Origin of the sequence: Yoonia maritima (genome assembly GCF_003003285.1) — a bacterium.
Taxonomy (GTDB): domain Bacteria; phylum Pseudomonadota; class Alphaproteobacteria; order Rhodobacterales; family Rhodobacteraceae; genus Yoonia; species Yoonia maritima.
Genome location: NZ_PVTP01000004.1, coordinates 122,030 through 147,908, shown reverse-complemented (window position 1 = coordinate 147,908; position 25,879 = coordinate 122,030). Strand labels below are relative to the sequence as shown.

Below are 25,879 nucleotides of genomic sequence, written 5' to 3'. Positions count from 1 at the left end.
TGGTTCCATGAAATTTCTACGTCACTTCGCAGCCCGCATCGTGGGCCACGCCATCCGGATCTTTGCACGCGCGATCACAGCAGTGCGTGCTGATTGGCAAGGGATTGAACCGGTCCCGCGCCAGCGCGTCTATTTTGCAAACCACACAAGCAACGGCGACATGCCCATGATCTGGGCCTCACTGCCCCCCGCATTGCGCCGCGAGGTCCGCCCAGTCGCCGCTGCTGACTACTGGTTGAAAAACAAGCTGCGCGCCTTTGTCGGCCCCGAAGTTTTCAACTGCGTGTTGGTCGACCGCCGCCCCGAAGTAAAAGACAAACCAATGGACAAGATTATCGCGGCACTGGACGAAGGATCATCGCTGATCATCTTTCCGGAAGGCAACCGCAACATGACAGACGACCCGCTGCTGCCGTTCAAAGCAGGATTGTATAATATGGGCGTCGCCCGGCCAGATGTTGACCTTGTGCCGACTTGGGTCGCGAACCTAAACACGATCATGCCCAAAGGCGAGGTCATCCCCCTGCCCTTGATCTGCACCGTTACCTTTGGCGCGCCAATTCACGTGGAAGACGGCGAAACCAAAGACGCATTTCTAGAGCGCGCCGCAAATGCGTTGTCATCGCTCGCCCCCGAGGTGCAGTCATGAGCAACACAACCGTTGATATTCTGCTGCTTGCCTTTGGTAGCTTTGGCATCCTGATCGCACTGACGTTTTTAGGTGAGGTCCTACGCGCCCGCCAAGAACCCGGCACGCAAAACCCAGTACTCGAAACCTACATGACTCGCATCCAAAGCTGGTGGGGCATGGTCGCCTTTGTCGGAACAGCGCTGCTGGTCGGTAAACTGGGTGTCATGGTGCTGTTCGCCTTTTGCTCTTTCGCAGCCCTTCGCGAATTCTTGACCCTCACGACCAAAGCTCAGGCCGATCACATCTCGCTCGCGCTCGCGTTCTTTGTCGTACTGCCACTGCAATACGTCTTTGTCGGGATGGGATGGACAGGCATGTATACGGTGTTCATCCCTGTATACGCGTTCTTACTACTACCAATCGTGTCGGCCCTACGCGGAAATTCCGAGAAATTCCTGATCCGTGTTGCAGAAACCCAGTGGGGCCTGATGATCGCCGTCTTTTGCGTCAGCCACGTGCCTGCGCTGATCAACCTCGAAGTCACCGCGAACAGTGATCGCGCAGTCCTGATGATCGCGTTTTTAGTCATGGTCGTACAGTTTGGCGACCTGCTCGAATACTTCTTTGGACGCCGTATCGGACGCCGCAAAATCGCACCTGGCCTATCCCCCAAGACATGGGAAGGCGTCACCTGTGGCGTCTTGGCTGCAATGCTGACTGGCGCACTGCTAAGCTGGATCACCCCATTCGGTTTGTTCGGCGCCGTGGCGCTTGCCGGTGCCGCGTCATTGGTGGGGATGCTGGGCAGCTTGGTCTTTGCAGCGATAAAACGTGATCGCGGCGTGAAAGACTGGTCGCACCTTATCCCCGGCCAAGGCGGATTTGTAGATCAGTTGGACAGCGTGATTTTCGCCGCGCCGATCTTTTACCACCTTGTCCGGTTCTTTTACGGATGATTGAAAAACTGGGGTAACTTCGACAGGTTTTTTGCGATTAGCGTGCCAACACCACCGACCCGATGGCGGCGGATCGCGCGATAGTCCTCACGGCTTTTACGCATCATCTGAGAAAGCGATCGATTGCTTGCGCCCCCTACCTGCATGCGCACCATGACCTGCGGAATGTAGGCCAACCGGATATTACCCCGGACCAGATACCGCAGCATAGCATCGTAATCGCCAGATATTCGAAAGCTGGTGTCGTACACGCCCAGTCGCTCAAACACCTCGCGCCGTAGATAAAGCGTGGGGTGTGGCGGCATCCATCCCCATTTCAGGCGGCTGCGCGCATACGATCCAGCTTTCCAATGACGAACAATCGGCGCGGGGTCACCCTGCCCGATATATTGTAGATCACCATAAACGCCGTCGATCTCTGGATCACGCATCGCGCGGGCCACCTGTTCGAGGGTATCGGCACTCGCCAACTGGTCATCCGCATGCAGTAAGCCAATCACATCGCCCGTTGCACGCGAAATCCCTGTGTTTATCGCATCGTAGATCCCGGCATCTTTTGCAGACACGACCGCCATGTTCGTGTGGTCATGATCCCGCAGAAATTCGAGCGTCCCGTCAGTTGACCCACCATCTTGGACGATATGTTCGACATTTCCATAGGTCTGCTCTCGTAGGCTCTTGATCGCGCGTGGAAGGGTATCGGCCCCATTCATCACAGCGGTGACAACGGATATCTTCATGGGCTGGGTTCTTCTTGCAATTCGATCCCCAACACAGCCTTTATTGCCTCATCAGGTGTGCCGCCGGTTTCATCCATATACCGCCGGACCTCAGCCAATTTTGCGTCAACAAGGTAGCGGTACCAAAACCCTTGCAGCACATGGAATGACCGGGCCGGCGGCCCATCCAAAAACCCAAGGCGCAAGACATAACGGTAAAAGAAATAAGCACCTGCGCGAAAGCCACCGGGAAGGTGGGCGTAGATATTGTCTTTGATCCAACGCTTTGCGCCACCGTTGGCCAACGGGGCCGCCCCCGAATGCTCGCGGTTTAGGATGTCGATCACTTCTCGGCTAGCATAAGCATTATGTTTATTGATCCACCAATCGAGCGGCTTACGATTGTCATCTACGATCACCCACTTCAGGTCGGCAGTCACCCCGTTGACGACAATATGTTCATCCATCCATCGATCTTCGGCTCGCCCAGCGCCGTTTCGGAACAGGCGAAGAATACGGATCGGAAACACACCGCCATAGCGGACATCCTGACCCAAGAACCGCATGCTGCGTCGCAGATATAGCCCTTCGACTTCGGGCAAACCGGCAGCGATTTCATCTGCCAATGCTGGCGTCACAAATTCATCCGCATCAAGCCTCAGCACCCAACCGCCCTGCCCCTTGACCTGATCGAGTGCCCAGTTGAATTGCTGCGCGTGGGTCGTCCACGGGTGAAACAAAACCTCTGCCCCCGCATCACGCGCACGCGCGACAGTATCGTCCGTTGATCCACTATCGACCACCAGCACTCGTGTCGCGATGCCACGCACCGACGCGACGGCGCGTTCGATATGGAGCGCCTCATCCTTGCAAAGAATTATGACGGTCAGGTCAGTCATGTTTTGCCTGCACCACCATCGGATTACCGACACCGACCTTCCCTTCCGGTAGGTCCTTCATAGCAACCGCGCGCGCTCCTAAAATCGCGCCCTTTCCAATACGCACACCCGGCCCGACAAACGCATCGGCGCAAACCCAAGCGTCTTGGCCAATGCAAATTGACGGGGTCATCAGCGGGCGTGCCAGATCACGTGTATCGTGGCTACCCGCACATAGATGCGCATATTGCGACACCGTTGCACGTGCTCCGATCTGGATTTCGCCCAACGCATAAAGGATCGCATGGTCACCAACTGCGGCCTGATCCCCTATGCACAAATTCCAAGGCATCGTGATCCGAACACTTGGGTAGATATGCACACCCCGCCCAATCTGCGCCCCAAATAGACGCAGCAGCCAGACGCGTAACGCCCAACAAGGTCGAGGAATGCATCGGAAAATCAGCGAACACAGCGCCCACGCGACACGCCTTGCTTGGGTACGGCGGTCATATTTGCGCTCACGCCGATTGGCGCTTACGTCAACACGCGAGGTCAAGATGATGCCTCATGCTTCACCGCGAGGCTGGCATAGAGTTGCGCAAAGCGTTGCGTCATAACTTCGGACGAGAAATCCCGTGCCATCCATTTGCGCCCCTTCGCACCCATCGCAGGCAGATCGCATTTCATCAGCGCCTGTATTTCATCGGCGAGATCAGCGCGGTGCAGGTCTATGCACCGCCCACATCCTTTTGCATCAAGCGCCTGCCAAGGTGTGCCAGTTGTCGTCAAAACAGGTACGCCATGGGCCAATGCCTCGGCCACTGAGATCCCAAAGTTCTCTGAATGACTTGGCAGGACGAACAGGTCTGCGTTCGCAAAAGCCTTGGCCTTTGCAGCCGTATCAGCATGGCCATGCATCTGAATACGCGGCGTGCAGCGGGACTTCACTTGCGCCACATCTTCCGGCGCGCCAGTTCCAAAAATATCAAGCGTGACATGATCTGGAAGCTGCGCCATCGCATCAAGCAGCTGCTCAATTCCCTTTTTGGGATGAATGCGCCCCAAATAGATCAGGCGAATATTGTCGCTCGGTACTTTTGGCAGCAACGGCGGAATTTCAACGGAATTCGGGATCAGCGCTGTTTCAATACCCTTAAGCCGGGTCACACTCAGGTCGGCTTCGGCTTGACTAGTCACGTGCAGCACCACGCGATCAGATCGCAGCAATTGCGCAGCACGTTCAAACTGCCCCTTTGTCCCCCGACGTGGCGCGTCACCCCATTCAGCTGTCGCCTGCAACGCCCCGCGCGGCGACCAGACAACAGGTTTACGCTTTAGCCGCGCAAGGGCCATCGTCGGCAACGTCGGAAAACTATAGGTGCCAGTCAGATGCACAACATCAGCCCAATCGATTGCCTTTGGAAGCTGTGCCAGCAGCCCAGGCGAAATGCTATGTCCCGCGATCCGTCGTGCATAATGGACCGGATATGGTAGCGCGGCAAGCGCAACGAGATCACCGCGTTTGGGGCTTGCCGCGTCGGTGGTTAAGACCCGAACGGACATTTGGGGCAAGGCATTGATCCCGTCGCAAATGGCTTTGGTCGACCAAATCGGACCACCCCAATATGTCGCCGGAAAGAATGACGGCGTGACGTGTAGGATATTCATGCCACCTCCTGCGCCACCGGAAGGCGCTGCCTAATCGGCCGCGCCGGATTTCCGGCAACCACGGCACAGGCAGGCACATCGCGGGTCACAATCGAGCCCGCGCCAATGACGGCCCCGCGCCCGATATTTTGGCACTGTGGTAAGATCACCGCACGCATTCCGATCCATACATCAGCTTCGATCGTTTTAGGTAGCGCCATTGCAGTGGAATGCGGATCCAAGCCATGATCATGCGTGTAAACCACGGCATCCTCAGAGAGAGTCACTCCATCACCAATCCGCAACCCGCCCGTAATATCCAAATGGACATCCCGGTTGATTTGAACTTGGTCCCCGATGTTCAGCTGAGCATTGCGGCGTTCAGACGACACATCACAGCCCCGCCAAAAATAGCAATCTCGACCAACGGTTACGACATTCGGGTCGGCAAACCGTACACCCAATTGAAAGCGGCTACCTTTACCGACGCCTTTCAAAGTCGCGCGGTGCATCAATGTTGCGGCAGCCATGCCAACACGGCGATAGAGCGCCGCGATAGCCCGACAAGCCCAATAGGTGACGGCAATTAGGTTACGTCGCATGGTGCGTCCTCAAACCCATTGGCATGTGAACCGCAAAACGGGTCACAAACAGCGTCAACATCAGCGTCAAAATTATGAATTGCACGGCTGCGCCGACGACAAAGGCACTAAAAGATGACTGTAGTGTCGCCTGCACAAACGGATAAAACAGGATCGGATAGAACAAAAATGACCCATATCGCAGCACGTTCATGGGGTTCAGCAAAACCACTTCGATCTTGCGATATGTCCAGCCTAGAACGAAACCAACGCCAACCCCGCCCCATCCAAAGTTGATAAACGCCTCGCCAGGACCGGTCACATTAAACGCGCCGCCCGTATAAATTTGCATAATGTCGCGCTTAAAAAACACGCCTAAATCAATCGCAGGCTTTTCGGTCCAAATCGCACGCGGAACCCAACCAAAGCTCCACCATGTATAGCTTTCACCAAGTAGCAATTGACCGATCCCAACCCGGTCAGCGACCATAATGGCCGCGTTAACATCTAGGAAATATGTGGACCCAACAATCTGAGCCAGCAACGATGCATCTGCAGTCCTGAGCTGCGTCATATAGGCTGAAACGACGACCAACCCAGCAATGGCCACGCCACCGACAAACAACGCTTTGCCAGCGATCCGCCCTCCAAGGATCAGATAGGTCGCAAGGGCGAAAACCAACAATTCGACCAACTCAAATCGATCACCTGACACCAATGCGATCAAGACTAACAACCCACCAAGTGCGCCAGCCGCTGCTAGCACGCGCCCTGATCGCAATGTGATTCCGTTGGACAGCAACAACACAAAGGCGAATTTAGGAACGGCAAAGAACGTCTTGATCCCCGCCAATGTCGCACCGACACCATCGGCATTAACGTTGATTTGCTTGGCACTGTTCAGCCCTGCGATAAACGATGCATCAAATGCCCCGACACCACGCGCCCGCAAAATCAACGCAAATGTCAAAAGGGCAAATCCAAATGCCGAAACAAACAGCCAACCGCGCCGCGCGATTTGCGCAGCCACAATCCACGCTTCAAACTGTGCGCGCTGAACCGGGCGGAACGCAATCACATAGCCAACGCACGTCAACAGAATGAACAGGCTAAGATATATCGCCCCGTTCAATACGGCCCACGGTTTCGGATCAAATTGCTGATAAAACGCGAAATCCGGGGCAAAGCTATAAACAACAATTTTTAGCAAAAAGCCAAAACCGCAAAAATAGCTTAGCAAATGCATCGGAGAAACAAGACGCACCGCACCACATCGTTGCCCAATCGCAAACGGCAAAGCAGTACACATCACCGCGAGCAATATGACTAAGACGGTTTCCATTGCGCCTCCGGTCGACTGCGCAAGGACCACGCCGACGTGTCGATATGCCTTTGCTGACGAACAATGGCCCATAAGGCCAAGCTGCCTAGGCTAGTGGCCAGCAGATATGCACCCGCATTTGAGACGGGGCCAACGACAAACGCAGCGCAACCACTATAGACAAGAATGCTAAAGCCACGTGTAAGCGCTGCAAATTTGGCAAGCCCGCATAGCGTCGCCACCGTTAGCCCGGAAGCAAAAACAACCTGAATAAATGCACAACACAGCAAAATGAAAAACACAAATTGCCCGTCGGGTGCGACCCAAGCCAAAGAACATAATCCGCATAAAAACAAGATCAACCCAGCGAAAAATGCGATCTGGCTTCCACCCCGGCTTGCACGTTGGAGCATGATCGTATCACCCGCCCCATAAGACTTTGATACGTCATTTGCGCTAACCCATGTTGCAACGCTAACCGGTAAGGCAACCAGATTAGCGACACGCCGCAGCACTGCATATAGCCCGATCTGCGTAGGCGATAACAGTGCGCCTCCAACGATAATATCAATTTGGGCAAGCCCTACGCCTAATACGGATGTGCCCCAAAGCGATACCGACGGCACTGGGCTGGCATGATGCCGTCCAATGATGTTTAGACGATCTGCGGACCGAAACGCCCAGATCGATAGCGGCAACGCGATGCACCCTATGCAGAAAGCCGCTAAAACAAGTATCTGCCCATCGCGCATGAACATAGCAGCTATCGCTAACGCAATTTGCGGACCGCAATCCCTTAGGGCCATTGATAGGTTCACACTGCCCAGCGCACGCATTGCGCTTGCTAAGCAGCTTGCGAAGTTAATCCAAAACGCGCACAGCAGTATCGAGAACCACGGCAAAGTCGGCCATATTGCGATGGCAACGGTGCCTGACAGAACCGCCAATGCGGCGGGCACGATAATCACCTGAAGCATTACCGCTTTTACGGACATACCGTCGCCATCGGTTAACGCGCGCAACATTAACAGTGGTGCGCCCACTGATATGATCGGTGCGGCGACCAACGCCGCCCCCCAGATCAAAGCGAGTTCACCAAATGCAGCGAGCCCAAGCACCGTTGCCAGCCCAATCATCACCGCGAAATTAATTCCAACGATGGCACCGCGCAACACCATCGGACCCAAGGCCTGCATGGTAATTATTTTACTGATTTGTGTAGTGACCATGAAACTGCGGACCATCCTTTTTCATGTTCCCACTATGGGCGTCACCCTAAGCATTCGTTCATTGAGATTAATTTTTGGTTAACCCTGATGTGCCCATATATCTGCGGATCAATTACGCCGAAGGCACAATAATAATGACTAAACGACATGCAGATGTGCCGCGTGAACTTTTGGATATGCACATTCACAGCATACACCCCATCCGACCATTCGATGTTACAGCGCTGTTTCGTGGGCTATGGCGCGGAAAATGGATGATTGCGCTGGGCACAATCAGCGCCCTGATTTTGGCAAGCTACTACGCATTTGCGATCGCGCAGCCGCAATATGCGGCGACCACAACAATACAAATCGAACCATCACATAATAATGTCTCAGAGCAAGCGTCATTTGGCGTTGATCCTGCACGACTAAACACACAAGCCGCAATCTTGCGGTCAGAACATATCCTGAGGCAGGTAGTGATAGACTTGGATTTGTTAGACGATCCCGAATTCAACCGGTACCTGACACCTATCGCGCCTTGGTCGATAGCAGGCATTCGCAATCGCACGCGTGCGTTTCTAAGCGGTATATCAGATGTTCCACCTGACAATCAGGCCATTTTGGCGAAGACAATCGAAAACTTAGCCAAATTACTAACTTCCAATCCCAAACGCGGAACCTACATCCTGGAAATTACGGCGACCACCAGCAGCGTGTCAAAATCCCGCCTGATCGCCGATGCCGTGGCAGATGCATATCTATTTAGCCAGATCGCCGCCAACACGTCGGAAACCGACGCCGTTATCGTTAGATTGGCCGACCGCGTCGCGGAACTTCGAGAAAAGTTGCAGACACAAGAATCCGCGATCAATGCTCTGGTGACGGATGGACAAATGCGAGACAATACGGTGCTTGATACACTTAGCAGGCAAGCGACGGAAACGGATAAACAGATAACCGAAGCAAGGCGTAACCTTGCACTGCACCCTGAAAACGCAGACCAAATGTCAGTGCAGATCCAAGCTCTTGAAACCTACCGCGACCAAATTGGCGCGCAAATCTCAACCCAATCAGAAGGGTTCGTGACGCTGCAACAGATAAGCCGCGAAACAGAAATTACACGTGTTCTCTACACAACCCTACTGGCGCAACTGCAAGACACCCAAATGCGTCGCGGACTAAATAGTCCAAGCGGGCGCATTTTATCACCAGCCGGAAACGGACAGCACGTCGCACCGCGCAAAATGCTCATCCTTGCTATCGCAGCGATGCTCGGCACTGCTATTGGGATCGCAATTGTGCTGTTCAGACAACAGCGGTTCGTCAACGTGGATACCATAGAAAACGTCATCCCCGCGCCAGTCATCACACAATTCCCCCGTACAAAACCCCAGCAATTGCCTGAGGAATTTGAAGAATGCAAAAGTAGCTTGTTGCTTGATGCTGCCAATCAGCTTCGTACAGCCGTGTTAATCAGCAACCAACACGGCGACAACAAAGTTATTTTAACAACCTCCTGTCGTCACGACGAAGACCAAACAACTGTTACAATAGCGCTCGCAACAGCTCTTGCTCGGTTACAGAAATCTGTTTTGATTATTAACGCGGTTTCGCAACTTCGCACGCCCCCTGCGTCGGTCGCACTTTTTGACGTAGTTTCGGGCGCTACTAACCTATCTAGCGCGGTCATATCGCACCCTGTGCTGGCTATTGATACCATCGACTCACTAGGTCCGCAGGCAGCCTTGGCAGATCTGTTCAGCAGTGACGCGTTTAAACCGTTCATAAGCAACGCGCGGGCAAACTATGACTATATCATTGTGAATGCTCCACCTGTTATTCTCAAAGCAAACACACGCATCTTGGCGCAGTTCGCAGACATCGTTTTACTCAACCTACGCCAAAACAGGACCCTGACGCGCGATGCAGTTGCGGCCCACGACACGCTGATCGCGAGCCACAGCAACGTTGTGGAAATTGTGCTATCCTAGGATATGGCTGCAGTGCCCAACACACTGCAACCACGGTTTATTTGACGCTCAGTACATGCCGGTTAAAAAACCCTAACGTGTCACCTGTCGAAAACTGAAACGCACCTGTCGACGCATAGGCTTTGGCCATCCAATCATTCGCGCCGCTTGCGGATGACGCATTTATATTGGGCCGCAAGATCGTGTCGAATTGATCAAACACGACGGTTGAAACGGGCAACGTCCCCGCTTCATGCCCATAGGTCATGACATTACCGCTAAACTGTCCTGTCAAACCAACACGCGAAGCCCCTTCGCAAACGATGTTGGCAGGGTTAACGCCGTTATGGTCGTCCAAAACCACAGACGGGTGTCCAGCAGCTTCGACTGTAGTAAAGACGTCCGACTTTGTTTCCCCGTCCCAACGCACCAACGGTACCATGCCAGCATATATCCAAGCAAAGTCCGCAGTTGCCCCGGTGCCAATCAACGTAACATCGTGACGAATTTCACCCGGATCAATGGTGCGCTTCAGTTGGCACTCTCCGATGTCGCCGCCTTCTGATCGGTGCCAAGTGGTGTTTTCCGTGACCGAAATTTGACGACCAACGGACAGGCTACTCATGTTTTGCCCAGGCACCCATTCAACCCCATCCAGATTTATAGACCGCGAGATTAAGCTCTCATTCCCGTGGGTTTGCCCACCAAGATCGGTTGTGTTGTCATCCACGGCAAACTCCGCCGCGTATTCGCGCTCGGACGCATAATCAATCGCGACGAATGCCGGGTATGTTGGCCGATTGTCAGCACGCCAATCCATTGCGCCGTCTGACGCAATACCGCCCAGATGTGTTGGCCCGGTGGTGCCGCTACTCGCTGTCGCTCGGGCGGTATAGAAAACACCACCATGCTGCACTTCGTCACCCATTGCATAATCGGTCTGTGGTGCCCACGGCGGCGGTAGAATGCGGTCGTCATCCAATGACCCACTAATAGCGACAGCCTCGATCATGATTGCGTTGCCACCGGGCGTGGCAGTGCCGCCATTGGTAACAGAAATATCATGACGCCCCGTTAGTCCACTTGCCACTTTCACCGCTTGGCGCCGGGTCAAGTCAGACGATGCATAGGTCGAAAAAGCTTTAAAACCTAGGGTTTCCGGGTCGTCGATTTCATTGACCAATGACTGACTACCATCAATATCAACGCGACAATATCCACCATTGGTGCGCCCCGTATAATAAATCCACAAGTCATAAGCCTGTTCGCGAACAACCGTAACATCCGCCCTTGCAGCAGCCGAAGATGTACTAATCGCACGGTTCCCGGTGTAGCTCGCTTGCAAACCAGACCCCGACGACTGCAACTGTGACCAGGCCCCCGATAACTGCAAATCAGCCACAGTATAGATGTTACGTAGTTCCATCATTAACGTTTCGCGCCAAGAAAATCGCGTTCCCGGGTCATTCGCATCCAGACGCAAACAGGCCGCAAAATGCGGCGCAACTTCGGTCCAGACAGACAACGACCCCGACGGCCCATCGGCAAGGGCAACACGCTGCCCACCACCGGGTGCAAAAAATGCAGCCAATGGCTGCGGGCGCCCGGCGCGCGTGTAGCCGGGCGAAATCTCTAGACCGATCATGCGTTAGTACCACGCAACCAGTTGGGCGGTCGTACCAGTGACCAACACACGTAACGGGCGGATACTTAGCACAGAACCGGCAGTCAGATCATAGCTAACCGCCACGCCATCTTTGTCCTGCAATACAGCTGCTCCACCAACATTGACGAAAATCGCCCGCGGGCGCACCGGCAAATCAACGGTATCATCAGGGACGATTTCGAAATGGGATACAGCGGGTGAAGTCAGATTGACGTAATCAGAATCGAATGGGTCAGACATGGGAATGCTCCAGTTAAAAAGACACTCCATCCCTAGTGACGCTTGCTTAGGAATTAATTGGGCCAGCGTACGCAGACCAACGCAACAGCGGCTTAGGCCCCGCGCCGGGCCAACACAACAATCAACGTCCGCCAGGCAATCCGCATATCAAAGCGAAAGCTCGCATTCGCAATGTAGTACAAATCCGCCGCCACTTTGCGATGCACTGCACCAATGCTGTCGATATAGCCCAGCTCAGTCTGTGCATACCCACTGATCCCCGGCAGTACACGGTGGCGCGCGGCATAGCCGGGAATATCGCGCAGATACACGCGGGCATGGTCATAGCAATCAGGACGCGGGCCAATTAGGCTCATCTCTCCTCGAAGGACATTGATGATCTGTGGCAGCTCATCAACTCTGGTTTTTCGCAGTAAACGACCAAGCCTTGTAACACGGTCCACATCAAGCGGATCAAATGCGCCACGCACCACAGGAGCCGGACGCATCGTACGGAATTTGATCACGTCAAACGGAAGACAATCCTGCCCCATACGCCGTTGCACAAATATCAATGGCCCTGCGTTCACGAATGGGTTCAATACGACCAGCACCGCCGCAAAGACCATAAGAGGGACCAACAAAAGTAAGGCAACACATTTGTCGAAAAGCAACTTCTGCCACGGCTGTGACAACGATTGCTTTGTGCTAATGTAACCCTGAAAAACCGTATCGTTATGAAAATCGAACATTCTCGTTACCGTCACCAATAATGGCCACGCGGACCGTTACGTCATTGGTTAATGAATCTGAGAGAGCAAGGTTAACGATAGCTTAATATTTCGAACAAAAAATGTTTAGTTTTAAAGAGGTAGCGTTTTTTAGGACTATTTTCATTAACGAACACACCCCATGCGCGATTAATCAAATCGGCCTCATCCTAAGGCGATGACGTTAGGGCAGCGTAAACTGCGCCAGCACGGCATCATGGTCCGACAATGGCCGCCCCGTTGGATCGAGACTTGGCAGTATTTGGGCGTTGGCACCCGTAACGCCACGGCTGCAAAACCAGTCCAATTTCATTGTGCGATCAGGATGCGGGGTGATCAGACTTGGACGCGTCGTAAACCCCGGCGCATTCGCATCCCAACTGTATCCTCGCTCTCGCGCGGTATCGAAAAGCGTCTCATCTTCCCAGCTAAAGTCCGGCGGCATGTGGTTGCCCGTGTTCAGATCGCCACCGATGACAACCGGCATGCCCGGTGCAAAATCGTCGATCGCGTCAAGTAATCGCATCATCTGCATATTCCGATGTGGGGCATCAGCATTGCTTTCTAAATGGGTTGATACAAAACAAACCTCTGTTCCATCCACCTTAATCACTGCGGCAATGGCCATACGCCCACCGACCCGTGGCTGCCCGGGATCGCCTGCGTTTTGATCTGGTACAAACCAATGCCCATGATCATCTAGTCGGATCAATTCTAAACGTTCAAACGGGGCACGCGATAAAATCGCATTCCCGTGCCAACCCTCGGTGTTATAGTCATCAGTGCAAAAGCTGCGCTCTGTTGCACCACCTAGATCGAGCTCGTGGAATTCGACACCGTAAGCATAGGCCATCCCCAAATGGCTCGCCATGTCAGCCATGGTATTGCGTTGACCAGTGCGCGCCATGCCTTTGTCGGCCTCGGACACCAACACCACGTCGGGCGCGAATGGACGCAGATGATCGGCGCTCGCTTTGGGAAACAAGCAACGTTCAAGGTTCCACGCAGCAACCGTCACAGGCCCCTCCAACGTATCAGCCGCATGGCCTCCTGTTTCGATCAACGACATCGCAGGGATCTGATGCATTAGCGCGCGATGTGCCTCTGGCGTCGGTAGTGCGCTTAAGATTTGATCGCGCTGTGTCTCAGTCACCAAGGGCAGCTTCGCGACAGTCTTAGTCATAAGCGTTTCCCTGTCTCCGCATCGAACAAATGCAAAGCATTCGCTGGGAACTCCAGCATCAGTTCTTCGGCCAAAGCCGTGTCATCATTTGGCGCATTCACCACGAAATCTTGCCCCGCAACCGTGCCATGCAAAAGACGGCTCGCACCCAGTTCTTCGATCAGGGTTAGCTTAAACGGAATAGTCCCCATCTGCGAAACCGCGACTTCTTCGGGCCGAATACCCAGCAATACGGAACCGTCCGCACAAGGCATTGGCACAGCGCTTTCGCCAATATGAACCTTGCCACCATCCGCCTTGCCATTCAGCAAGTTCATCGGAGGCGCACCCATAAACGATGCAACAAACGTAGAAGCCGGCTTGCGGTATATTTCCGAAGGGGTGCCGATTTGCTCAATCCCGCCAGCATTCAACACAAAAATCCGGTCCGCCATTGTCATCGCTTCAACCTGATCATGGGTCACATACATAGCGGTGACATTCAGGCGTCGCTGCAGATTACGGATTTCCACACGCATCTGATGGCGCAGCTTTGCATCAAGGTTCGACAGTGGCTCATCAAACAAGAATAGCGCAGGATCACGCACAATCGCACGGCCCATTGCAACACGCTGACGCTGACCACCAGACAGCTGGCTCGGACGACGATCAAGCAATGGCGTCAGGCTCAGCATCTCGGCGGCTTCGGTTACTTTTGCAGCGATCTCATCCTTAGATGCACCACGGTTTTTCAAACCATAGGCCATATTCTTAGCCACGGTCATATGCGGGTAAAGCGCGTAGTTCTGGAACACCATCGCGATGTCACGTTCCGCCGGATCGAGATCATTCACCACACGGTCACCAATGCGCAGGTCCCCGGTCGTGATATCCTCTAGTCCTGCGACCATACGCAGCAATGTTGATTTGCCGCAGCCCGATGGGCCAACCAGCACAATCAATTCGCCATCTGCAATGTCAAAGCTGGCAGGACGCACCGCCTGCGCCCCATTAGGATAAGTTTTCGAAATATCGGTAACGCTTACGGTTGCCATCTTGGTCTTCCTATTTCTCGGATTCAACGAGGCCCTTAACGAACCAGCTTTGGAAAAAGATCACGATCACGACGGGCGGCAACATTGCGATGATGGCAAGCGCCCAAGCCTGACCGTATTCGGGGATTTGGTTACCTTCGTAGATCGACTGCGTGATCTGCTTGATGCCACGCACCAGTGTGAACAGGCCCTCGTCGGTGGTGATCAGGGTCGGCCACAAGTATTGGTTCCATCCGTACACAAACATGATGATGAAAATCGCAGCGATCATGGTGCGCGACAGCGGAACCAGAATATCGATAAAGAACTTGCCGGGCCCTGCCCCATCAATGCGTGCGGCCTCGACTAATTCTTCGGGGACGGACAAAAAGAACTGCCTGAAAAAGAACGTGCCAGTCGCGGATGCCAACAGCGGCACGATCAACCCACCATAGGTATTAGCCATGCCTAGCCCCGTGACCACCTCGTAAGACGGTAAAATGCGCACCTCAAGCGGGAGAAGGATTGTCGTAAAGATCACCCAAAACGCAAAGGTCGCAAAGCGCAGGCGGAAGTAAACGATCGCATAGGCAGCCGCCATCGACAGGACGATCTTGCCAACCGCGAATCCGATCCCGAGGATCAGCGAATTCATGAGCATTGTAGTGCCATCAATCTGTTCGCTAAAGCCGCCTTTTTCAAACATGGCGGCATAGAAATTATGGCCCATCTGATCGCCAAACCCGAACTGCAGCCCTTCGCGGGACAGCGTGATGTTGTCATGGCTGGTCGTGGTAAAGGCCAGATAAACCGGGAAAAGCATCAGCAAACCACCCAAGATCAAGATCGCGTGGTCTACGATGTCGTTCAGGCGAATGGGCTTTTTGTTACGCGTTATCTTCGTCATATGTCTGCTCTCAGGTATAATGGATGCGGCGTTCAAGCATGCGGAACTGCATAACGGTCAGCAGCAGAACAAGGACCATCAAGACAACCGATTGCGCAGACGACCCACCCAAATCATTGCCCCGGAACCCATCGGTATAGACCTTGTAAACAAGCGTAATTGGGTTCGATGCAGGGTTACCTTTGACCATGATGTCGATGACCCCAAAGGTATCGAACAGCGCATAGGTAATGTTAATGATCAGCAAAAAGAACGCGGTCGGCGCCAACAAAGGAAAGGTAATATCCCAAAACCTGCGGGTACCCGATTTGTTGTCAATCAGCGCGGCCTCGCGCACGGCGACAGGGATGGACTGCAAACCAGACAACAGGAAGATAAAGTTGACCGGTATCTGCTTCCAAACCGACACAACAATCATCGCAAACGCGGTATCGTTGTAGTTCAAACCGATTTGCAGATTGTAGCCAAAGAACGCGAACAGGTCAGTGATTGGTCCGATGTTTTGATCAAACAGCAAACCACCCAAAAACCCGGCCACCGGCGGAGCAACAGCATAAACCCACATCAGCAATGTGCGGTATGTCTTCGCGCCACGGATAACCTTGTCGGCCTTCACAGCCAGCAACAACGCAATGCCCAGCGATAGGAATGTCACGACGACAGTAAAGAACAGCGTGAACCCCGCGACCTTGCCGTACTCGGATGATTTGGCAAGCCGGGTATAGTTGTCAGCCCCCACGTAGTTGGACCCAAACCCAAAAGGATCCTGCAAGAAAAACGACGAATAGATCGCCTCCCATGCGGGCCAATAGAAAAACACAGCGATGATAATCAACTGGGGCATCAATAGTGCCACAGGCATCAATGGCTGCGAGAACGCCGCGCGCTTCATGTCGTGTTCCTGATATTCATAAATGCAAAGAGCGGCCGCATCTCTGCGACCGCCAGTGTGGATAAGGGAAGGTTACCCTTGGGTCTGCGCAAAGCGTGACAGCAGTTCGTCAGCTTCGGTTTTGATCGCAGTGAACGCATCATCCAGCAATGTCTCGCCTGTCAGGTAACGCGTGTATTCACGGTTCATCACGTCACGGATCTGCACATAGAACCCCATGCGATACCCGCGTGTCCACTCACCTGCTGGCAATGAAAGCTGTTGAATGCCAACTTCGGCTGCCGGGAAACGGTCATAGTGACCATCCGCCTTAGCGACTTCATATGCAGCTTCAGTAATCGGCACATAGCCCGTTTCCTGATGCCACATATACTGCACCTCAGGCGACGTCAGATAACGAAAGAACTCAGCCGTTGCTTTGTTTTCGTCTTCAGGCTGACCAGACATCGCGAACAGGGCCGCACCACCGATAAAGGTCTGCTTTGGTTCTGTTGTGATGGCTTCCCAATACGGCAGATAAGTCGCGGAGAAGTCGAACTCTGCAGTTTGCTGCAAACCGCCAAATGACCCCGACGAACCAAGCCAGATCGCAACCTTGCCCTGCTCAAACGGTGTCGCATTGTCATCCCAACCCGCGCCGTAAAAACCGGCATAGCCATTGTCGATCCAGCTTTTGAACGCTTCAAAGTGGTCGCGAATTTCCGGGGCATCCATGTTGATCACAACATCAGCCGAGTCGTACCCGTTGTTGCCAGTGGCAAACTGCAGGTTATGACGCGAAAAGAAGTTCTCGGTGAAAACCCAAGGCATGTGTGACTGTGACAACGGAATGTATCCGGCCTCAACCAGCGCAGGTGCAGTCACGTCCTGGAATTCTTCCCAAGTCACAGGCGGCGTGACGCCAGCCGCTTCCAATGCCTCAACATTGTAATACATAATCGGAGAAGATGAGTTGAACGGCATGCCGATCATCTTGCCATCGCTATCCGCATAGAAATAACGCACACCAGAGATGTAATCTTCGATATCAAAAGAAACACCGTTCTCTGTCAGCAAATCCTGCACCGGAACAGTTGCACCTTTCGCGCCGATCACTGTCGCAGCGCCCGCGTCAAACACCTGAAGAACGTTGGGCTGTTCGCCCGCACGGAACGCCGCAATACCAGCTGTCAGCGTTTCTTCGTAGCTACCCTTAAAAACGGGCGTGATCACGTAATCGCTCTGGCTGGCGTTAAAGTCAGTCGCGATCTTGTTAACAGTTTCACCAAGGCTCCCGCCCATAGCGTGCCACCATTCGATTTCAGTCTGCGCAGAAACAGGACCAGCCAAAGCGGCGATCATCGCACCTGCAAAAATAACGGATGTCGTTTTCATAATATGCTTCCCTAATTTCAAAGGGCGCATATGGCCCCTTGTCAGCAGGGGTCGGGCTAAGCGGAATAATTGTCAGTTTTGCAACGCATATATGAACTATTTGTAAATCCACACACCGAACTCTGTGGGGCAAGGTGTAGAGCTCAACGCTCGACTGCGTTCCACGCTGAAAGGAGCGCTCAACTAAAAGGCCGTAGGTCCAATAGTGCTCGCGCGTGAACCGCGCTTAGCATGTCAACCAAAAACCCGCTTCGCGGGATTTTTACTCCGATTCACAAAAGAATTAATGCGTCCACACACCACGACGGTTCGTCGCAAAGTTTTCGCCGTAACCGCCCGCACGGATGTTCAGCTTACGCGGTTTTGGCTCTTGAACAACGAATTCGATGCCATGCTCGTTCGCGTAGTCGACAGCGGATTCTTTAGTATCGAACGTCAGCTTTACTTGGGCCTGTGTATCAACGGATGACGTCCAGCCCATCAACGGATCAACCTCACGGGCTGTTTCTGCGACATATTCCAAAACCCAGTGGTTTGTTTTGGCTGTGCCTGACGACATTGCTGTTTTTGCGGGTTTGTAGATTCGTGCGCGCATCATGAACTCCATAATTAGGCGTGTTATCGACAAAACAGGCGCTCAGCGCAAGCATACTGACACGTAATGTCAGCAAGAAGGGTTGCAGCGGAACAAAAAGGGATCACATATAGGTTAACCCAAGGAACGTCGCATGCCCTACGCCCAGACCGATAAGTCAGAACCAGAAGCCTTTTTGACCAACCCTGCCCCGGATGTAAAAACCCGCGAGAAATTGGAGGGTGGGAAGAAATTCGTCCTGCATACGGAATTCGAACCGGCAGGCGACCAACCCACCGCGATCAAAGAACTGTCAGAGGGGATATTGGCCGGTGAACGCGACCAAGTGCTGCTTGGTGCGACGGGTACTGGTAAGACTTTTACCATGGCCAAAATGATCGAGGAAACGCAGCGCCCTGCGATTATCCTTGCGCCGAACAAAACCTTGGCCGCCCAGCTATATGGCGAATTCAAAGGGTTCTTCCCTGAAAACGCTGTCGAATACTTCGTGTCCTATTACGACTACTACCAACCCGAAGCTTACGTCGCCCGGTCGGACACCTATATCGAGAAAGAATCCCAGATCAACGAGCAGATCGACCGGATGCGGCACGCCGCTACCCGTGCGCTGCTTGAACGGGACGACGTGATTATCGTGGCCTCTGTGTCCTGCATCTACGGTATCGGCTCGGTCGAAACTTACGGTGCGATGACCCAAGACATCCACGTCGGCAAGATGTACGACCAACGCCAGATCATCGCTGATCTGATTGCCCAGCAATACCGGCGCAACGACGCCGCCTTCCAGCGCGGCACCTTCCGGGTGCGGGGCGATAGCCTCGAAATCTGGCCAGCCCACCTTGATGACCGCGCGTGGAAGCTGTCGTTCTTTGGCGAAGAACTGGAAAGCATCACCGAATTCGACCCGCTCACCGGATCCAAAACTGGCACATTCGATCAGGTCCGCGTCTACGCGAACAGCCACTACGTCACGCCCAAACCGACAATGAACCAAGCCATCATCGGTATCAAAAAAGAACTACGCACGCAGCTTGATAAGATGGTCGCCAACGGCAAACTGCTCGAGGCACAGCGCCTTGAACAGCGCACCAATTTCGACCTTGAGATGCTCGAGGCGACAGGCGTCTGCAACGGCATCGAAAACTATTCACGTTATCTAACAGGGCGCGCACCCGGCGAACCACCGCCCACGCTGTTTGAATTCATCCCCGATAACGCCATCGTCTTTGCCGATGAATCCCACGTGTCTGTCCCGCAAATCGGCGGCATGTACAAAGGTGACTTTAGACGCAAATCCGTGCTGGCCGAACACGGCTTCCGGCTGCCGTCTTGCATGGATAACCGCCCGCTAAAATTCGAAGAATGGGACGCCATGCGCCCGCAATCTGTGTTCGTATCGGCCACCCCAGCCGCGTGGGAACTGGAACAAACCGGCGGCGTGTTCACCGAACAAATCATTCGACCCACCGGGCTGATCGACCCTGAAATCGAAATCCGGCCCGTTGAAATGCAGGTGGATGACCTACTGGACGAAGTCCGCAAAGTCTCGGCCGATGGTTACCGTACGCTGGTCACGACCCTGACCAAACGCATGGCCGAAGACCTGACCGAATACATGCATGAACAGGGGATCAAGGTGCGCTACATGCACTCTGACATCGACACGATTGAGCGGATCGAAATCCTGCGCGACCTCCGGCTTGGCGCGTTCGACGTGCTCATCGGGATCAACCTGTTGCGAGAGGGGCTCGATATCCCCGAATGCGGGCTGGTCGCGATCCTTGACGCCGACAAAGAAGGCTTCCTGCGCTCTGAAACCTCGCTCGTCCAAACCATCGGCCGCGCCGCGCGTAACGCCGAAGGGCGCGTGATCATGTACGCCGACAAAATCACCGGCTCCATGGACCGCGCGATGAAGGAAACCGAACGCCGCCGCGCCAAACAAATGGCCTATAACGTCGAACACGGGATCACGCCGACCACCGTGAAAAAGAACGTCGAAGACATCCTCGCGGGTCTCTACAAAGGCGACGTCGACATGAACCGGGTCACCGCCACAGTCGACAAACCACTGCACGGTGCCAACCTAGAGGCCGTCCTCGACGGGCTACGCGCCGACATGCGCAAAGCCGCCGAGAACCTCGAATTCGAAGAAGCCGCCCGCCTACGCGACGAAGTCAAACGGCTCGAAACCGTCGACCTCGTGGTCAGCGACGACCCACTGGCACGACAACAAGCCGTCAACAAAGCCGTCGACGACGCGAAAAAAGCAACCGGGCGCAGCACCGGAGGACGACCGGGGCAACGCGGAGGCAAGGCCGGGTATGGGGGGAAACGAAAATAGACCGTAACCTTACTAATTCTGCAGATGCGTTTGAAAAGCACTTTGATGACTTCGTTTCCAAGGTTCTGGGTGGTGACAGAGTTGAAAAGGCATTCCCGAAGATACTGCAAAACGGACAAAAGAACGCTGACTATATAGTTCAAGACTCCAAGGTTCTGATTGAACTCAAGACCCTCGTAAAAAATCATGGTGACCGTGAATCTGTGCTTCGCATTGTCGACGACGCGATCTCCAAATGTAAATTATCCAAATCGCTTAGATCCGATTGGCTTAGCGGAAGGTCTAGATTACCGCGAAATGTCACTAAAATTGTTAACCGCAAGGTTCAAAATTCGCTCAAAAACGTAGTACGCTCAGCTAACACTCAACTAAGATCTACAGATCGCTTTTTAGGTTCTGGGTTCTCTAAGATCTTAATCGTATCCAACCTTCAAGAGCTCCTCTTTGGTCCAATTGAGCTGCTGCAAGTCCTCGCTAGCCTTGCCTTAGATCGTAGCACTCCGGCTGTAGACGCGATCTTGCTGGTTACTCCGGGAGTTAGCTATGTCGCCAACAACTCTCACCCGGAGTGCTATATCGCTCCGGTTTATGCGAAAGGAAAAGAGCACCTCGGGGATTTCATCGAACCATTAGTTGCTCATTGGATCGAATTTGAGGCAACGTTGTTAGGCATGACAGCAGAAGTCGAAATTGTTGATGAGTTCGATGAAAAGAGCCTCATGTCACGGCCTAAAAAATAGCTAACATATTCACGGAGTAACGAGCGCAACGTTAAACGATTTGAATTCGTTACGGCCAAATGGACCAATCCTTTGCCCTGCAAAGGGCACGCGTCCGACCCGCCCCCACGGGCGGGCGCGTTCCGCACCAGCCCTCGTGCCGGACGCGTCGCTGATATCTGGCGCGGGACCAGATAGCCCCCTTCCCTTTCACGCGTCCAAACCTATGCTACCCCCATCATGACCAAAGACCCCATTAATCCCACCACACCCGAATCCATTGCGCTCACCAATGACATCCTGACCGCCACGCGGTTTGGGGCCTTGGCGGTCGTTGATCTCGATGGCGCACCCTATGTGACGCGGGTTGGTTTGATCTGGGATGGGGATGGTTTCCTAACCTTGGTCTCGCGACTATCGACCCACACCACCGCACTATTGGCTGCACCCCAATGCGCCGTTCTCGTCGGCGAACCCGGCGACAAAGGTGACCCGCTGACGCACCCGCGCCTAACCGTGCAATGCACCGCCGCGCAGGTCGACAAACCCGCGCATAAACCCACATGGCTTGCCCAAATCCCAAAGGCAAAGCTCTACTACGATTTCCCAGATTTCATCATGTTCCGGCTAACGCCAACCGCCTTCCACCTGAACGGCGGTTTTGGCAAAGCGTTCCGTCTAACCAGTGCCGATTTGGCCAAAAACTAACGTGCGGCCGCCGTACATACGCTGTGTGTACGCGATGTGCACAGGCGGTGCCCCTATCCCCGGCCCAATCCCAGCAGGATAACACTGCCTTCTTGCCAGCGTCCCTTAACCAAGAATCCTTTGTCACCAATTTTTGGGAACTCTTGTTTCCAGTCTAAAAAGCGGTCGTTCGTCACAACGCGCAGCCCTTCGTCAGCCGCGTGTTTTAGCAAGATCGGATCGGCAGGTGTACCACTAGGCGCAAGCGTCACATCGCCTTTGGGCAGCCCCAATTGCACCGCCATATCCCGTGCGCCCAAATGCTGATCAGCCAGCTTATAACCAACGTTCGCATCGAAATAGACGATGGGTTCATAACCACGGTTATGTAGTGCATCCATCACACGTTTCAGCACCAATATGGACGGGTCCCCGCCCCAGTGCATGACGTTGGAACCATCAACAATTATTGGCTTTCCGGCCCGTTCACGCGGTTTTTCAGCTGGTCGCTTGCCGCGCTTTAGCCAACGGCGAAGCTTTAGGGCATAGCCAAGCGCAAGCAGGCCAAAGGCCCCAAAAATCGCTTTACCTAAGGCATCAATCACACGCGGTTTTTCACCGCCTTCGGGCAACAAAACAGCGCAGACCACCAACGCGATCAACGTGCAAATCAGTAGCCCCCGAAGTATGCGCATGCCTAGCTCTCATGTTTGTGCTGGGTGGATATCACGCAGAATTTCCACAACCACAAGGCAACATCAGGACGTTTTTATGACCCTTCTAATCCCTTCAAGATCGGGCAGTCAGGTCGGTTATCGCCCGCGCAATCCTTAACCAATTCCGACAACGTATCCCGCATCGCAATTAACCCAGCGATCTTATCCTCAATCTCCACCAAATGCTGTTTCGCAATACGACGAACATCACCGCTCGCCCGCGCCTGATCTTCCCATAATGCCAATAAGTTACGGCAATCCTCAATCGAAAAACCAAGCGCCCGCGCCCTGCCTAAGAACGCCAATTTATGCGCGTCACTGTCCTGAAAATCACGGTATCCATTTGGCCTACGCGCTGGTGTCACCAGGCCGATTTCTTCGTAATACCGGATGGTCTTTGCAGGCAGCCCGGTACGGGTTTCGACCTCAGAGATATTCATCTTATGCTCCTTTCACCCAGCGCAAGCGGAGCGCGTTTGTTACGACCAGCACGCTCGACAGCGCCATTGCCCCGGCCGCTAACCCCGGCGACAAAAGCACACCCCAAATGGGGTAAAGCACTCCAGCCGCGACCGGAACCAGCAGCACGTTATAACCAAACGCCCAAACGAGGTTTTCTTTGATATTGGCCATGGTCGCCCGGCTAATGACGATTCCATTCAGTACCCCAGCCGGATCGCCAGACATGAGAACAACATCCGCACTTTCGACGGCCACATCCGTTCCCGTACCAATCGCGATACCGACCTCGGCGGTCGCCAGCGCAGGCGCGTCATTGATGCCGTCACCGACAAAGGCAACCTTGCTGCCGTTTTCCTGCAACTGGCGGATCACGTCGCCCTTACCTTCGGGCAGGACCTCAGCAAAAACGTCAGTGACCTCCAATTCGGCACCAATCGCTTTTGCTGTCCGCTCTGCGTCGCCAGTGATCATCACAACGCGGATACCCCGCGCATTCAGCCCCGCAACTGTTGCTTTGGCAGAGGGCCGCACGGTGTCCGCGACTCCAATCACACCCGCAGGCGCACCATCAATCGCGACCATAATCGGGGTCTTGCCAGCGCTAGCAAGCTCTTGGGCGGCTTGTTCAAGTGGTGACGGATCGATGCCTTCGCGCGTTAACAGACGGGCAGCACCGACCAGGACAACCCGGCCTTCAACCACCGCTCGCAGGCCATGTCCCGGAATGGACGCAAAGTCAGTCACGGCAGGCAGCGGGCGCGACGCCCCGGCGACAATTGCTTGGGCCAAGGGGTGTTCGGAAAGGGATTCGACCGCGGCAACGGTTTGCAAAAACTCGGCTTTATCACCCGTTACTGGCTGAATATCCGTGAGCACAGGCTTGCCCATGGTTAGCGTCCCTGTCTTATCAAAGGCAACGACACCAACTCCCTGCAACGCCTGAAGCGCGTCACCTTGGCGGAACAAAACGCCAAGGTCAGCCGCCCTACCCGTGCCCACCATAATCGACGTTGGTGTGGCCAAACCCATTGCGCAGGGACAAGCGATAATCAGAACCGACACACCTGCAACCAATGCGTAAGACAAGACAGGCGAAGGGCCAAAGATCAGCCAAACGATAACGGTCAACACAGCAATGGCCATAATCCCCGGAACGAACCACTGTGTGATTTTGTTGACGAGGTCTTGTACTGGTAGCCGCGCGCTTTGGGCATCTTCGACCATCGCGATGATCTGCGACAGCATGGTTTCAGCGCCCACAGCGGTCGCCCGAATTTGAAGCGCGCCATTCCCGTTTACAGTGCCCCCAACGACAGTGTCGCCTTTGGATTTCTCCACCGGAATAGGTTCGCCAGTGACCATGCTTTCGTCCACAAAAGACGTACCGCTTTGCACAACACCGTCAGTCGCCACACGTTCGCCGGGGCGCAACACGATGGTGTCATCCCGAACGATTTCGTCGACGGGTACATCGACCTCTTCGGCATTGCGTAGCAGTCGGGCGGTACTGGGGCGCAGATTGATTAGCCGCTTGATCGCATTACCCGTCTGGCCCTTTGCCCGTGCCTCTAACCAACGGCCAAGCAGGATCAAGGTTACAATCACGGCCGCCGCTTCAAAATAGACTGACCGCGCCGTTGCAGGCAAAAGCGCCGGGGCGAAAAGCGCGACTGTCGAATAAACCCAGGCAGCACCCGCCCCCATTACAACAAGCGAATTCATATCCGGCGAAAGCCGCCGTAACGCTGGAATTCCCTTGGCAAAGAACACACGGCCCGGTCCCATTAGAACAACAGTCGCGAGGATGAACTGGATAGCCCAACTCGTTTGCGTACCAATTGTACGGGCGATGAAATGATGAAATGCCGGGAACATATGCCCGCCCATTTCAAGAACGAACACCGGAATCGTCAGCGCTGCAGCGATCAGGAAGTTGCGAAAAACCTGTGTCGCTTCTTTGCCTTGGCGGTCGTCAGTACGCGATGCACCCTCAAGGACCTTGGCCTCGTAACCAGCGTTACTGACAGCCTGCTGCAAAGTCGCAGCATCGGTCAATGTCGTGACGGTCGCGGTGCCATTCGCCAAATTGACCGACGCCGTGATGACACCGGGCGTTTCCAGCAAAGCACGCTCGACCCGGCCCACACATGACGCACATGTCATACCGATTATTTCAAACCGAAGCTTGCTTGGCAAAGCTGGATAGCCAGCGGCCCGCAACGCGCTCACCATTGCGCGACCAGCATCGGCACCGTTCAAATCCACAGTTGCCGATGCATTCGCCAAGTTGACGCGCGCTTGCGTTACGCCAGATACGGCCGAAATCGCCTTTTCGGCGCGGCCAACGCAGCTTGCGCAGCTCATCCCGTCGACGCCAAATCTAAGTTCTGCAGTATGTCCCATGACATGCCC

The 25,879-nt window shown here is 54.2% G+C and carries 25 protein-coding genes; 6 read left to right on the top strand and 19 right to left on the bottom strand.

Going from position 1 to position 25,879, the window contains the following annotated elements; genetic code table 11:
• Positions 1-7: 7 nt before the first annotated feature.
• Entirely contained in the window at positions 8-649 is a 642-nt protein-coding gene (locus CLV80_RS07345; RefSeq protein WP_106356460.1) for a lysophospholipid acyltransferase family protein, read from the top strand.
• Positions 646-1,587, top strand: a complete 942-nt coding sequence (locus CLV80_RS07340; RefSeq protein WP_106356457.1) for a phosphatidate cytidylyltransferase — start codon at positions 646-648, stop codon at positions 1,585-1,587. Before CLV80_RS07345 ends, CLV80_RS07340 begins: the two co-directional genes overlap by 4 nt.
• On the opposite strand, the gene CLV80_RS07335 is transcribed toward CLV80_RS07340, so the two are convergent.
• The 7 genes from CLV80_RS07335 to CLV80_RS07305 are packed head-to-tail and all read right to left on the bottom strand — an operon-like array spanning position 1,578 to position 7,965.
• Positions 1,578-2,327, bottom strand: coding sequence for a glycosyltransferase family 2 protein (locus CLV80_RS07335; RefSeq protein WP_106356454.1), 750 nt, complete (start codon positions 2,325-2,327; stop codon positions 1,578-1,580). The genes CLV80_RS07340 and CLV80_RS07335 overlap by 10 nt on opposite strands.
• Positions 2,324-3,205 (bottom strand): glycosyltransferase family 2 protein, encoded by an 882-nt coding sequence (locus CLV80_RS07330; protein ID WP_106356452.1) that lies wholly within the window; start codon positions 3,203-3,205, stop codon positions 2,324-2,326. The genes CLV80_RS07335 and CLV80_RS07330 overlap by 4 nt, the downstream gene beginning before the upstream one ends.
• Positions 3,198-3,743: an LbetaH domain-containing protein gene (locus CLV80_RS07325; RefSeq protein WP_106356450.1), complete on the bottom strand. Its 546-nt coding sequence runs from the start codon at positions 3,741-3,743 to the stop codon at positions 3,198-3,200. The genes CLV80_RS07330 and CLV80_RS07325 overlap by 8 nt, the downstream gene beginning before the upstream one ends.
• Positions 3,740-4,855 (bottom strand): glycosyltransferase, encoded by a 1,116-nt coding sequence (locus CLV80_RS07320; protein ID WP_106356448.1) that lies wholly within the window; start codon positions 4,853-4,855, stop codon positions 3,740-3,742. Before CLV80_RS07320 ends, CLV80_RS07325 begins: the two co-directional genes overlap by 4 nt.
• Positions 4,852-5,436: an acyltransferase gene (locus CLV80_RS07315; RefSeq protein WP_106356446.1), complete on the bottom strand. Its 585-nt coding sequence runs from the start codon at positions 5,434-5,436 to the stop codon at positions 4,852-4,854. Before CLV80_RS07315 ends, CLV80_RS07320 begins: the two co-directional genes overlap by 4 nt.
• Positions 5,426-6,757, bottom strand: a complete 1,332-nt coding sequence (locus CLV80_RS07310; protein ID WP_106356444.1) for an oligosaccharide repeat unit polymerase — start codon at positions 6,755-6,757, stop codon at positions 5,426-5,428. The genes CLV80_RS07315 and CLV80_RS07310 overlap by 11 nt, the downstream gene beginning before the upstream one ends.
• Positions 6,742-7,965 carry a lipopolysaccharide biosynthesis protein gene (locus CLV80_RS07305; protein WP_106356442.1) on the bottom strand — a complete coding sequence of 408 codons (1,224 nt, stop codon included), beginning with the start codon at positions 7,963-7,965 and terminating at the stop codon, positions 6,742-6,744. Before CLV80_RS07305 ends, CLV80_RS07310 begins: the two co-directional genes overlap by 16 nt.
• A 134-nt stretch (positions 7,966-8,099) precedes the next feature.
• Between CLV80_RS07305 and CLV80_RS07300 the strand changes: the two genes are divergently transcribed.
• Positions 8,100-9,941, top strand: coding sequence for a GumC family protein (locus CLV80_RS07300; RefSeq protein ID WP_106356439.1), 1,842 nt, complete (start codon positions 8,100-8,102; stop codon positions 9,939-9,941).
• Between the two features lie 37 nt (positions 9,942-9,978).
• Here CLV80_RS07300 and CLV80_RS07295 read toward each other — a convergent pair whose 3' ends face one another.
• The 9 genes from CLV80_RS07295 to CLV80_RS07255 all read right to left on the bottom strand — a co-directional run bounded on the left by CLV80_RS07295 (position 9,979) and on the right by CLV80_RS07255 (position 18,539).
• Positions 9,979-11,565, bottom strand: coding sequence for a hypothetical protein (locus CLV80_RS07295; RefSeq protein WP_106356437.1), 1,587 nt, complete (start codon positions 11,563-11,565; stop codon positions 9,979-9,981).
• Positions 11,566-11,568: 3 nt separating this feature from the next.
• Positions 11,569-11,826: a spike base protein, RCAP_Rcc01079 family gene (locus CLV80_RS07290; protein WP_106356435.1), complete on the bottom strand. Its 258-nt coding sequence runs from the start codon at positions 11,824-11,826 to the stop codon at positions 11,569-11,571.
• A gap of 92 nt (positions 11,827-11,918) precedes the next feature.
• Positions 11,919-12,557 carry a sugar transferase gene (locus tag CLV80_RS07285; RefSeq protein WP_106356433.1) on the bottom strand — a complete coding sequence of 213 codons (639 nt, stop codon included), beginning with the start codon at positions 12,555-12,557 and terminating at the stop codon, positions 11,919-11,921.
• Positions 12,558-12,759: 202 nt separating this feature from the next.
• Positions 12,760-13,758, bottom strand: coding sequence for an endonuclease/exonuclease/phosphatase family protein (locus tag CLV80_RS07280; RefSeq protein WP_106356431.1), 999 nt, complete (start codon positions 13,756-13,758; stop codon positions 12,760-12,762).
• On the bottom strand, positions 13,755-14,792 hold the full coding sequence (ugpC, locus tag CLV80_RS07275; protein ID WP_106356429.1) for a sn-glycerol-3-phosphate ABC transporter ATP-binding protein UgpC: 1,038 nt from the start codon (positions 14,790-14,792) through the stop codon (positions 13,755-13,757). The genes CLV80_RS07280 and ugpC overlap by 4 nt, the downstream gene beginning before the upstream one ends.
• 10 nt (positions 14,793-14,802) lie before the next feature.
• A complete protein-coding gene (gene ugpE, locus CLV80_RS07270; protein WP_106356427.1) occupies positions 14,803-15,678 on the bottom strand; it encodes a sn-glycerol-3-phosphate ABC transporter permease UgpE in 876 nt (291 codons plus the stop codon).
• Between the two features lie 10 nt (positions 15,679-15,688).
• On the bottom strand, positions 15,689-16,570 hold the full coding sequence (locus tag CLV80_RS07265; protein ID WP_106356425.1) for an ABC transporter permease subunit: 882 nt from the start codon (positions 16,568-16,570) through the stop codon (positions 15,689-15,691).
• Between the two features lie 72 nt (positions 16,571-16,642).
• Positions 16,643-17,911, bottom strand: coding sequence for an extracellular solute-binding protein (locus CLV80_RS07260; RefSeq protein WP_243394472.1), 1,269 nt, complete (start codon positions 17,909-17,911; stop codon positions 16,643-16,645).
• Between the two features lie 316 nt (positions 17,912-18,227).
• Positions 18,228-18,539 carry an ETC complex I subunit gene (locus CLV80_RS07255; RefSeq protein ID WP_106356421.1) on the bottom strand — a complete coding sequence of 104 codons (312 nt, stop codon included), beginning with the start codon at positions 18,537-18,539 and terminating at the stop codon, positions 18,228-18,230.
• Between the two features lie 133 nt (positions 18,540-18,672).
• Between CLV80_RS07255 and uvrB the strand changes: the two genes are divergently transcribed.
• The 3 genes from uvrB to CLV80_RS07240 all read left to right on the top strand — a co-directional run bounded on the left by uvrB (position 18,673) and on the right by CLV80_RS07240 (position 22,310).
• A complete protein-coding gene (gene uvrB / locus CLV80_RS07250; protein ID WP_106356419.1) occupies positions 18,673-20,883 on the top strand; it encodes an excinuclease ABC subunit UvrB in 2,211 nt (736 codons plus the stop codon).
• Positions 20,884-21,401: 518 nt separating this feature from the next.
• On the top strand, positions 21,402-21,623 hold the full coding sequence (locus CLV80_RS18565) for a hypothetical protein (protein WP_207766537.1): 222 nt from the start codon (positions 21,402-21,404) through the stop codon (positions 21,621-21,623).
• 219 nt (positions 21,624-21,842) lie between these two features.
• Positions 21,843-22,310: a HugZ family pyridoxamine 5'-phosphate oxidase gene (locus CLV80_RS07240; protein WP_106356415.1), complete on the top strand. Its 468-nt coding sequence runs from the start codon at positions 21,843-21,845 to the stop codon at positions 22,308-22,310.
• A gap of 53 nt (positions 22,311-22,363) precedes the next feature.
• Here the strand turns inward: CLV80_RS07240 and CLV80_RS07235 are convergent, their stop codons facing one another.
• The 3 genes from CLV80_RS07235 to CLV80_RS07225 form a co-directional block, all read right to left on the bottom strand.
• Positions 22,364-22,984: an NYN domain-containing protein gene (locus tag CLV80_RS07235; RefSeq protein WP_106356413.1), complete on the bottom strand. Its 621-nt coding sequence runs from the start codon at positions 22,982-22,984 to the stop codon at positions 22,364-22,366.
• Positions 22,985-23,058: 74 nt separating this feature from the next.
• A complete protein-coding gene (cueR, locus tag CLV80_RS07230; RefSeq protein WP_106356411.1) occupies positions 23,059-23,445 on the bottom strand; it encodes a Cu(I)-responsive transcriptional regulator in 387 nt (128 codons plus the stop codon).
• Position 23,446: 1 nt separating this feature from the next.
• Positions 23,447-25,870, bottom strand: a complete 2,424-nt coding sequence (locus CLV80_RS07225) for a heavy metal translocating P-type ATPase (RefSeq protein WP_106356409.1) — start codon at positions 25,868-25,870, stop codon at positions 23,447-23,449.
• Between the last annotated feature and the right edge of the window lie 9 nt (positions 25,871-25,879).

Excerpts from the sequence above, each read along its gene's own strand:
- CLV80_RS07335 (WP_106356454.1), bottom strand. The coding sequence starts at position 2,327 with ATGAAGATATCCGTTGTCACCGCTGTGATGAATGGGGCCGATACCCTT.
- cueR (WP_106356411.1), bottom strand. The coding sequence starts at position 23,445 with ATGAATATCTCTGAGGTCGAAACCCGTACCGGGCTGCCTGCAAAGACC.
- CLV80_RS07295 (WP_106356437.1), bottom strand. The coding sequence starts at position 11,565 with ATGATCGGTCTAGAGATTTCGCCCGGCTACACGCGCGCCGGGCGCCCG.
- CLV80_RS07300 (WP_106356439.1), top strand. The coding sequence starts at position 8,100 with ATGACTAAACGACATGCAGATGTGCCGCGTGAACTTTTGGATATGCAC.
- CLV80_RS07320 (WP_106356448.1), bottom strand. The coding sequence starts at position 4,855 with ATGAATATCCTACACGTCACGCCGTCATTCTTTCCGGCGACATATTGG.
- CLV80_RS07305 (WP_106356442.1), bottom strand. The coding sequence starts at position 7,965 with ATGGTCACTACACAAATCAGTAAAATAATTACCATGCAGGCCTTGGGT.
- CLV80_RS07285 (WP_106356433.1), bottom strand. The coding sequence starts at position 12,557 with ATGTTCGATTTTCATAACGATACGGTTTTTCAGGGTTACATTAGCACA.
- CLV80_RS07280 (WP_106356431.1), bottom strand. The coding sequence starts at position 13,758 with ATGACTAAGACTGTCGCGAAGCTGCCCTTGGTGACTGAGACACAGCGC.
- CLV80_RS07265 (WP_106356425.1), bottom strand. The coding sequence starts at position 16,570 with ATGAAGCGCGCGGCGTTCTCGCAGCCATTGATGCCTGTGGCACTATTG.
- ugpE (WP_106356427.1), bottom strand. The coding sequence starts at position 15,678 with ATGACGAAGATAACGCGTAACAAAAAGCCCATTCGCCTGAACGACATC.
- CLV80_RS07225 (WP_106356409.1), bottom strand. The coding sequence starts at position 25,870 with ATGGGACATACTGCAGAACTTAGATTTGGCGTCGACGGGATGAGCTGC.
- CLV80_RS07340 (WP_106356457.1), top strand. The coding sequence starts at position 646 with ATGAGCAACACAACCGTTGATATTCTGCTGCTTGCCTTTGGTAGCTTT.
- CLV80_RS07235 (WP_106356413.1), bottom strand. The coding sequence starts at position 22,984 with ATGCGCATACTTCGGGGGCTACTGATTTGCACGTTGATCGCGTTGGTG.
- CLV80_RS07290 (WP_106356435.1), bottom strand. The coding sequence starts at position 11,826 with ATGTCTGACCCATTCGATTCTGATTACGTCAATCTGACTTCACCCGCT.
- CLV80_RS07255 (WP_106356421.1), bottom strand. The coding sequence starts at position 18,539 with ATGCGCGCACGAATCTACAAACCCGCAAAAACAGCAATGTCGTCAGGC.
- uvrB (WP_106356419.1), top strand. The coding sequence starts at position 18,673 with ATGCCCTACGCCCAGACCGATAAGTCAGAACCAGAAGCCTTTTTGACC.
- CLV80_RS07345 (WP_106356460.1), top strand. The coding sequence starts at position 8 with ATGAAATTTCTACGTCACTTCGCAGCCCGCATCGTGGGCCACGCCATC.
- CLV80_RS07330 (WP_106356452.1), bottom strand. The coding sequence starts at position 3,205 with ATGACTGACCTGACCGTCATAATTCTTTGCAAGGATGAGGCGCTCCAT.
- CLV80_RS07310 (WP_106356444.1), bottom strand. The coding sequence starts at position 6,757 with ATGGAAACCGTCTTAGTCATATTGCTCGCGGTGATGTGTACTGCTTTG.
- CLV80_RS07260 (WP_243394472.1), bottom strand. The coding sequence starts at position 17,911 with ATGATCGCCGCTTTGGCTGGTCCTGTTTCTGCGCAGACTGAAATCGAA.
- ugpC (WP_106356429.1), bottom strand. The coding sequence starts at position 14,792 with ATGGCAACCGTAAGCGTTACCGATATTTCGAAAACTTATCCTAATGGG.
- CLV80_RS07315 (WP_106356446.1), bottom strand. The coding sequence starts at position 5,436 with ATGCGACGTAACCTAATTGCCGTCACCTATTGGGCTTGTCGGGCTATC.
- CLV80_RS07240 (WP_106356415.1), top strand. The coding sequence starts at position 21,843 with ATGACCAAAGACCCCATTAATCCCACCACACCCGAATCCATTGCGCTC.